Source organism: Streptomyces sp. NPDC055099 (genome assembly GCF_053607685.1).
In genome coordinates this window covers 331,236-338,720 of the sequence record NZ_JBSGUA010000011.1, presented here as the reverse complement: position 1 = coordinate 338,720, position 7,485 = coordinate 331,236, and the positions used below count along the sequence as shown (strand labels likewise).

Sequence of the window (7,485 nt, the reverse complement as noted above, 5' to 3'; positions counted from 1 at the left end):
CACACACCCCCGGCCCCGCCGCGGCTCGACCCGCCGCCCCCCGGCGCCGGTGTGTCCTGTCGTGAAGCCGCTAGCATCGGCCTGCATCGGCGGGCACCCTTCCCGGCTCTCCATGAGCGGGGCGGGCCCCACTACCCCCAGGCCAGGGAGCAAATCGTGCTGATCACCCACGACACCCGGTGCGCACTCGACGCCGTGGTCGATCTGGTGAACACCGCGCCGGACACCGAGGACGCGGCGAGCACCGACACGGAAGGGCTCCCGGACCTGGCGGCCCTGGGCGCGTTCGTACGAAGCCACGACATAAGTGACGTCGGCGTACTCACGGAGCGTGACCTGGCCGGGGTCCGGCACATCCGCGGCCGCTTCCAGGAGGTCTTCGCGGCGCCCGAGCCGCAGGCCGCGGCGGCGGTGATCAACGAACTGATCGCGGCGGCGGGCACCACGCCCCGGCTCACCGATCACGACGGCTACGACTGGCACGTGCACTACTTCGCGCCCGGCGCCTCCATCGCCGACCACCTCGCGGCCGACTGCGGGATGGCCCTGGCGTTCTTCGTCGTCGCCGGCGAGCAGGAGCGGCTACGGCGCTGCGAGGCCCCGGACTGCCGGCACGCCTTCGTCGACCTCTCCCGGAACCGCTCGCGCCGCTACTGCGACAGCCGCACCTGCGGCAACCGGCTGCATGTCGCCGCCTACCGGGCCCGGCGCAAGGAAGCAGCGGGCTGAGCCCTGCCGCACCGCGCGTGCGGCGCCGCCCGCTACAGGCCCAGCAGATCGTGCAGGGAACCCATCAGAAGCAGGACGCCGATCACCGCCAGGAAGATCATCAGGGGTGGCTGGGAGAGCGCGAACAGACAGCCCTTGGGCTCTTCCGTCGCGGCTCGCTCATCGGTCGGCGGGGCGGCATCGCCCGGTGCGGTGTCCAGCATCTCGCGGCGATGATGACCTAGTCCCGGGGGTACGGATGACCAATGCCCCCGGCGGGCGCGGGAGTTCGCAGCGTCCCTGACCTGAAAAAGCCCAGCGTCCCGCGTGTTTGGCCGGTGGCCGACCAGCGACGGATCTCGTCAGACCCGGCGGCACCGCCGTCCACTCGAACGAGGGAGCCCCGCGGTCGTCGAACGCGGACGGATGTTGACGACCGCCGCTCTCAGATGCCGTGCTTCTTCAGGATGGCCTCGATGTCGCTGAAGTCCTCCTTGGGCGCGGCGGCCTTCGGCCGCTCCGCGGGCTGGGCGGACGGACGGGCGCCCTGGCCCAGCGAGGGCGCGGACGCCGCGGGGGCCACCGCGTCACGCTGGGCCGCCTTCGCGGCCTTGCGCTCCTTGCGGGTGCCTCCGGAGCGGCGCTCCACCGCGCGCGTGATCATGAAGAGCAGCCAGGCGACGCCGAGGACCCCGAAGCCCGCCCATGCCTTCACGCTGAAGGCGGTGTCGGCCAGCCACCCGACGACGCCGGTCATCACCAGGCCGACCGGCACCAGCGAGTAGGCGGCAAGGCGCGTCGCGGCGAGGAATCGCTTGCGATAGGCCGTGATCGCGGCAATGCCGAGGCCGGCCGCGGATACGGCGGAACAGACGGTCTCGGCAATCATCCGGTCCTCCAGGTGTGCGGCGTACGGGCGTGCGGCATACGGGCATGGACGCTGGCGCCGCCTTCCCCTCCATCCTGCACCGGGAGGACCCCCACAAGCCACGCCCCGAGCGGACTTCAGGGACATATCAGGGTCGCGTCTCCTCCGCAGGTTCCGGTCGCCGTCCCCGGCCCCGGTTGGGAGGCGGACGCGGGGCTGGAAGACTGGACCCATGAGCGACTCTGCCCCCGTGGCCCCCGCCGGCCCCCTCGTCATCGACATCTGGTGCGAGCTGCAGTGCCCGGACTGCCGGACCGCCCTCGACGACGTCCGCGCGCTCCGCGCCCGCTACGGCGACCGCGTGGACCTGCGGCTGCGCCACTTCCCCCTCGAAAAGCACAAGCACGCCTTCGCCGCCGCCCAGGCCGCCGAGGAGGCCTTCGAGCAGGGACAGGGCTGGGCGTACGTCGAGGCCGTGCTCGGAAAGGTGGAGGACCTGGACCGCGAGGGCGAGGCCTTCCTGGTCGAGACCGCGCGGGAACTGGGCCTGGACGCGGAGGAGTTCGACACCGCGCTGGTCGACGGCCGGCACATCCTGATCGTCGACGCCGACCAGGCCGAGGGCAAGGCGATCGGCGTCACCGGGACACCGACGTACGTCATCGACGGCGAGCGTCTCGACGGCGGCAAGAGCCAGGAGGGCCTGCGCGAACGCGTCGAGAAGATCGCGGACGGCCTGCTCGCGCCCTGACCGCCTCTCCTCCCGCCCCGGGCAGTACGCCGGGCGGAACGCCTAGAGCAACTGCTTGTAGACGTAGTACATGACCGGTTCGTAGCCCAGCGACTCGTACAGGCGCAGGGCCGGGGTGTTGCCCGCGAAGACGTTGAGGCCGAGGCGGCCGAGGCCCGCCTCGCGGGCCTGGGTCTCCGCGAGGAGCATCAGGGACCGGCCGTGCCCGCGTCCGCGGTACTCCTCGTCGACCTCGACGTCGAAGACGAACGCGTCGGCGTCGCGCCGCGCCAGCCACAGGGTGCCGACCGCCGTCCCCTCGTGGGTCAGCACGCTGAGGCGGGTGCCGGGGGTGGCGATGCCCTGGGGCAGGTGGTCCGCGTGGTCGGCGTCGGACTTGGCGCGCGCCTCCGCCTCGGGGACGCCGCGCTCGATCCAGGTCTGGGCGTAGGCATCCTTCTCGCGGGCCAGCCAGACCTCGTACTCCCCCTCGGTCATCGGCCGCCCCTCGACGCCCGCCGGCAGCGCGGACGGTCCCTCGGTCAGGGGCTTGACCATGTGGCGGTTGCGCTCCACGTAGCCGAGGGACACGGCGAGGCGGTGGGCCGCCGCGGCCTCGGCGGGCACGGCCACCTCGATCCGCTCGCAGCCCCAGCCGCGCGCCACCTCCTCGGCGGCGAGCACCGCGACGGTGGCGCGGCCGCGCCTGCGGTCGGGCTCCTTGATGCTCAGATCCCGCATCTCGGCGACACCGGGCCCGAAGACGGGATGCGTGGCGAGTTCTATCCCGCCCACAGGACGGCTGTTCACGCGTACTTCGTACGTGCGTGACTTCGCGCCGTCAGCGCTCTGCTGAAGCGGCCCGGTCGGCCGCAGGGTCGTGGTCATCAGTGGAGTTCTACCCACCCTGCGGCTCGCGCGTCATCAGGATTTACAAGCACTTGCGGCTGTCGCCCGGCCGCTCACGGGTCGAGGTCGTCCGCCGCGCGCTCGGCGAAGATCCGCATCGCCTTGGCGGTCACCGGTCCCGGCGCGCCGGGCAGTTCGCGCCCGTCGACCCGGTGGACGGCCTGGACGTCACGGAGGGTCGAGGTCAGGAACACCTCGTCGGCGCGGTCCAGGACGTCGAACGGCAGGTCGGTCTCGCGCGCGCCCGTCCAGTCGACGGCCAACGCGCGCGTGATGCCCGCCAGGCACCCGGAGGCGACCGGCGGCGTGTGGATCTCACCGTCGACCACGACGAAGACGTTCGACCCCGTGCCCTCGCACAGCTGCCCCACCGTGTTGGCGAACAGCGCCTCCGAAGCGCCCTGTTCGTGGGCGCGCGCGAGGGCGACGACGTTCTCGGCGTACGAGGTGGTCTTCAGACCGGTCAGGGCGCCGCGTTCGTTGCGGGTCCACGGCACGGTGATCACGGCGGTCGTGTCGGGGCGTCTGGGCGTCTCCCCGAGGGCGACGACGAGCGTCTGGCCCTGGTCGCCACGGTCCGAGCCGAGCGGCGAGAGACCTCCGGTGTACGTGATGCGCAGCCGCCCCAGCGGCATCGGGTTGGCGTCGAGCACGGCGGCGCAGGCCGCGCGCACCTCGTCGAGGTCCGGCTCGGGGAGGCCCAGACCGCGTGCCGAACGGGCGAGCCGGTCCAGGTGCCGGGTCAGCGCGAAGAGCCGCCCCTCGACCGACTTCACCGTCTCGAAGATGCCGTCGCCGACGGTCAGCCCGTGGTCGAGCACGGAGACGCGGGCCGTCTCGAGGTCCTGCAGTCCGCCATTGAGCCAGATCTTCACCAAGGGGTCCCTCCACTCACTTCGTACGCTCCCGACGCTACCGCCAGGAGCCGTTCCGCCTTCAGCTCGGTCTCCCGCCACTCCCCCTCGGGGTCCGAGCCCCAGGTGATCCCGGCGCCGGTGCCGAACCGCAGCACGCCCTTCGCACGGTCGATCCAGAAGGTGCGGATGCCGACGGCCAGTTCGCCGGTGCCCCGGTCGGCGTCGACCCATCCGATGCCGCCGCAGTACGGGCCGCGGGGCGCGGTCTCCAGGGCGTCGATGATGCGCAGGGCGCTGGACTTGGGGGCGCCGGTGACGGAGCCGGGTGGGAAGGCGGCGGCGAAGAGTTCGGGCCAGCCGGCATCGGGGCGCAGCTCGCCCCGGACGGTGGAGACGAGGTGCACGAGACCCGGATGCTTCTCGACCACGCACAGGTCGGGCACGGTCACGGAGCCGGTCACGCAGATCCGCCCGAGGTCGTTGCGGACGAGGTCCACGATCATGACGTTCTCGGCGTAGTCCTTCTCCAGGAGATCGGCCTCGGTCCGTCCCGTCCCCTTGATCGGCCCCGACTCCACGACCCGCCCCGCGCGGCGCAGGAACAGCTCGGGCGAGGCCGTGGCTATCTCGACGCCGTGTCCGGGCACGCGGATCGTCCCGGCGTACGGAGCGGGGTTGCCGCGCGCGAGGAGCGCGGTCAGGGCGTCGATGTCTGCGCAGGCCCCACCGTCCCCGCCGTCCGCGAGCGGCGCGGACAGCACGCGGCAGAGGTTCGCCTGATAGACGTCCCCGGCCGCGATGTGTTCCCGCACCCGCCGCACGCCGTCCACATACGCGGCGCGGTCGAGCGACGACGTCCAGTCACCGGCGGTCGGCCCCCGCCACGCGCCGGGCACCGGCGCGGGCACCGGCTCCGCCCGTACGTCGTCGAAGCGGGCGCAGACGAGACCGCCCTCGAAGTCGGCGGCGACGGCCCAGAAGCCGTGGGACTCCAGCGCCGAGGGATCGCTGGTCACGTCCCTGAGGCCGGTCGCGAGCAGGCCGCCGAAGCGCGCCATGGGCAGGGACGCCCCGGAGGGCGGCCGGGAGGACATCTGAGGGGCGCTGTGCACGCCTGCGAGTCTATGACCGGCGTCCTGGTCGCGCCCGGCCCGGTGACAGCGCAGCACGCTGCGCAAACGCGTTTTTGTACTGGCCCAGGAATCCGCTAGAGTTCAACACGTCGCCGGGACGCGCAAGCGGGCCGGGAAAGACAAGCGGACGTAGCTCAGTTGGTAGAGCGCAACCTTGCCAAGGTTGAGGTCGCCAGTTCGAACCTGGTCGTCCGCTCGCAGGAAGTGGGGGATCTTCCCGAACCCCCGCACTCCTGGTGGAGTGGCCGAGAGGCGAGGCAACGGCCTGCAAAGCCGTCTACACGGGTTCAAATCCCGTCTCCACCTCCAAGCGCGATTAGCTCAGCGGGAGAGCGCTTCCCTGACACGGAAGAGGTCACTGGTTCAATCCCAGTATCGCGCACGCAGAACAACCGAAGATCCGGTCCGCAAGGATCCCCGCGCGATTAGCTCAGCGGGAGAGCGCTTCCCTGACACGGAAGAGGTCACTGGTTCAATCCCAGTATCGCGCACGTAGTACGCATCAAACGCAGCACACAGCACACAGCACACGCAGGTTGCCCCGCGCGATTAGCTCAGCGGGAGAGCGCTTCCCTGACACGGAAGAGGTCACTGGTTCAATCCCAGTATCGCGCACCATCCACACGAAGCCCCCCGGCCGTTCCCACTGCCGGGGGGCTTCGTCGTTCCCTCCGGTCAGGAGGAGAAGAGCATGTGACCGAAGCTCTTGTGGCGCTTGTTGTGGCCGTAGTGCCCGCCGTGGCCGCCGTGGTGGCCGCCGTGCTGCGGAGCTCCCCACGCCGGGGCGGGAGCGGCCGGGTAGCCCTGCGGGGCGGGCGGCGGTGGCGGGGCCTGCTGGCCGCCCCACTGGGACTCGACCCGGCTCAGGGCCTCGAGCTCGCCGTAGTCGAGGAATATCCCGCGGCAACCGCTGCACTGCTCGATCTGGACGCCATTGCGGTTGTACGTGTGCATCGGTGCGTGGCACTTGGGACACTGCATGGTCGGCTCAACTCCTCGCCGGTCGTGACTGCTTCGCCGGAACTCTGCCCGGCTTCGGTGCGTTGCACCCTACTTCGTGGTGGTGGGAGCCAACTCCGGCGGGAGGGCGGCCATTCGATCACACGCGTCGACCACCGCCTGCTCGATCTCGTCCAGGGGCCTGTTCTCCTTGACGGACTTGGCGACGGCCAGGGCGGCGGTCTGCGCGGTGAGGGCGCGGGCCGGTACGTCAAGGGCGGGCCAGGGGTCCGTGCCGTCGGCCGGGACCGCCGGGCCCCGTGCCGCGCGGTAGGCGGTGAGGAAGCGGGTCCATTCCTCCGGGGCGAGGAGACCGCAGGCGTACCAGGCCGCGGGGCGGGCCAGGTCCCAGGCCGGATCGCCGAGGCCGAGGTCGTCGACGTCGATGAGCAGCCAGCGCCCCTCTGCCGTGCGGACCAGCTGCCCCAGGTGCAGGTCGCCGTGGCACAGGAGCTTGGGGAGCGGTGCGGGGGCCTCGGCGCGTGCCCAGGCGGGGAGCGTGGCCCAGGCGCGCTCGACGGGGGCGGCCGCGGGGTGCGGTCCCGCGGCCCGCATCCGCGTCATCGCCCGGGCGGCTTTCGCGGGGCCGCGCATGTCCGGGAGGGGGTGCGGGAGTTGCGCCGGGGAAGTGGCGTGCAGACGGGCGAGGAGGGTGGCGGCGGCTTCCCAGGGGGCGGCGTCGGGGTCGTCGCGGTCCACCGGGGTGCCGGCCTCCCAGAGGGTGACGAGGCGTCCGTGGAGCGGGATCGCGGTCTCGCCGAGCGGTGGGAGGAGGGTGCCGGAGAGGGCGGCGGCGACCTTCAGGCGAGCCGCGAGGCCGGTGGGGTCCGTGCCGGGGGCGTGCGCCTTGGCGACCGTACCGCCGTGCCGGACGACGGTCGCGTCGTCCCGGTCTGCCAGGACGGCATCGGGGGCGCAGGCGCAGGTGTGCGGGGTGCGGTGGGCCGTGGCGCGGACCTTGGCGGTCAGCGCCGGCAGCAAGGCGGTGGCTGTGGCGGTCACGGGTCCCCCGGGGTGCGTCGATCGGTGCTCCCGTGAGCGTACGCATCGTGGGGCACGGCCCGGTGAGGGGTTCTTCTCCCCCACCCCGCCCCTTCCCGAAACCATGGGGCTCCGCCCCCTGGCCCCCCGCACAAGATGTCCTCAAACGCCGGACGGGCTGAACGGACGGACAAAGAAGTGGCCGCGCAGCTCCCCAGCTGCGCGGGCCCATCTCGGGCCCGCCGCCGGACCCCCCCCCCCCCCGGGGTTGCTGGCCGGGTGTCCCCCCCCCGCCCGCGC

Annotated in this window: 9 protein-coding genes and 5 tRNA genes; 7 read left to right on the top strand and 7 right to left on the bottom strand. The window is 72.4% G+C overall.

Annotation, left to right across the window (positions count from 1 at the left end):
- Window positions 1–156 precede the first annotated feature (156 nt).
- The gene (locus ACWFRU_RS27005; RefSeq protein WP_365820985.1) at window positions 157–729 is read left to right on the top strand and encodes a CGNR zinc finger domain-containing protein; all 573 of its coding nucleotides are present in this window, start codon (window positions 157–159) and stop codon (window positions 727–729) included.
- 32 nt (window positions 730–761) lie between these two features.
- Here the strand turns inward: ACWFRU_RS27005 and ACWFRU_RS27000 are convergent, their stop codons facing one another.
- A complete protein-coding gene (locus tag ACWFRU_RS27000; RefSeq protein WP_363210971.1) occupies window positions 762–932 on the bottom strand; it encodes a hypothetical protein in 171 nt (56 codons plus the stop codon).
- A 221-nt stretch (window positions 933–1,153) separates the two neighbouring features.
- On the bottom strand, window positions 1,154–1,597 hold the full coding sequence (locus tag ACWFRU_RS26995; RefSeq protein ID WP_453690725.1) for a hypothetical protein: 444 nt from the start codon (window positions 1,595–1,597) through the stop codon (window positions 1,154–1,156).
- Between the two features lie 211 nt (window positions 1,598–1,808).
- Here ACWFRU_RS26995 and ACWFRU_RS26990 point away from each other — a divergent pair, with 211 nt between their 5' ends.
- A complete protein-coding gene (locus tag ACWFRU_RS26990) occupies window positions 1,809–2,327 on the top strand; it encodes a DsbA family protein (protein WP_453690724.1) in 519 nt (172 codons plus the stop codon).
- Window positions 2,328–2,369: 42 nt separating this feature from the next.
- Here the strand turns inward: ACWFRU_RS26990 and ACWFRU_RS26985 are convergent, their stop codons facing one another.
- The 3 genes from ACWFRU_RS26985 to ACWFRU_RS26975 form a co-directional block, all read right to left on the bottom strand.
- A complete protein-coding gene (locus ACWFRU_RS26985) occupies window positions 2,370–3,194 on the bottom strand; it encodes a GNAT family N-acetyltransferase (protein WP_453690723.1) in 825 nt (274 codons plus the stop codon).
- A 74-nt stretch (window positions 3,195–3,268) separates the two neighbouring features.
- Complete coding sequence (locus ACWFRU_RS26980) at window positions 3,269–4,090, bottom strand: aminotransferase class IV (RefSeq protein ID WP_453690744.1); 822 nt, start codon at window positions 4,088–4,090, stop codon at window positions 3,269–3,271.
- Window positions 4,087–5,166 (bottom strand): chorismate-binding protein, encoded by a 1,080-nt coding sequence (locus tag ACWFRU_RS26975; protein ID WP_453690743.1) that lies wholly within the window; start codon window positions 5,164–5,166, stop codon window positions 4,087–4,089. Before ACWFRU_RS26975 ends, ACWFRU_RS26980 begins: the two co-directional genes overlap by 4 nt.
- A gap of 162 nt (window positions 5,167–5,328) precedes the next feature.
- Between ACWFRU_RS26975 and ACWFRU_RS26970 the strand changes: the two genes are divergently transcribed.
- The 5 genes from ACWFRU_RS26970 (at window position 5,329) to ACWFRU_RS26950 (ending at window position 5,823) form a co-directional block, all read left to right on the top strand.
- A tRNA-Gly gene (locus ACWFRU_RS26970) sits at window positions 5,329–5,401 on the top strand.
- Window positions 5,402–5,440: 39 nt separating this feature from the next.
- A tRNA-Cys gene (locus ACWFRU_RS26965) sits at window positions 5,441–5,514 on the top strand.
- A gap of 1 nt (window position 5,515) precedes the next feature.
- Window positions 5,516–5,587 (top strand) — tRNA-Val (locus ACWFRU_RS26960).
- A 37-nt stretch (window positions 5,588–5,624) separates the two neighbouring features.
- Window positions 5,625–5,696: transfer RNA gene (locus ACWFRU_RS26955), tRNA-Val, on the top strand.
- 52 nt (window positions 5,697–5,748) lie between these two features.
- Window positions 5,749–5,823: transfer RNA gene (locus tag ACWFRU_RS26950), tRNA-Val, on the top strand.
- A 57-nt stretch (window positions 5,824–5,880) separates the two neighbouring features.
- Here ACWFRU_RS26950 and ACWFRU_RS26945 read toward each other — a convergent pair.
- Window positions 5,881–6,186, bottom strand: a complete 306-nt coding sequence (locus tag ACWFRU_RS26945; protein WP_363210967.1) for a TFIIB-type zinc ribbon-containing protein — start codon at window positions 6,184–6,186, stop codon at window positions 5,881–5,883.
- A 69-nt stretch (window positions 6,187–6,255) separates the two neighbouring features.
- On the bottom strand, window positions 6,256–7,206 hold the full coding sequence (locus tag ACWFRU_RS26940; RefSeq protein ID WP_453690722.1) for an aminoglycoside phosphotransferase family protein: 951 nt from the start codon (window positions 7,204–7,206) through the stop codon (window positions 6,256–6,258).
- Window positions 7,207–7,485 lie beyond the last annotated feature (279 nt).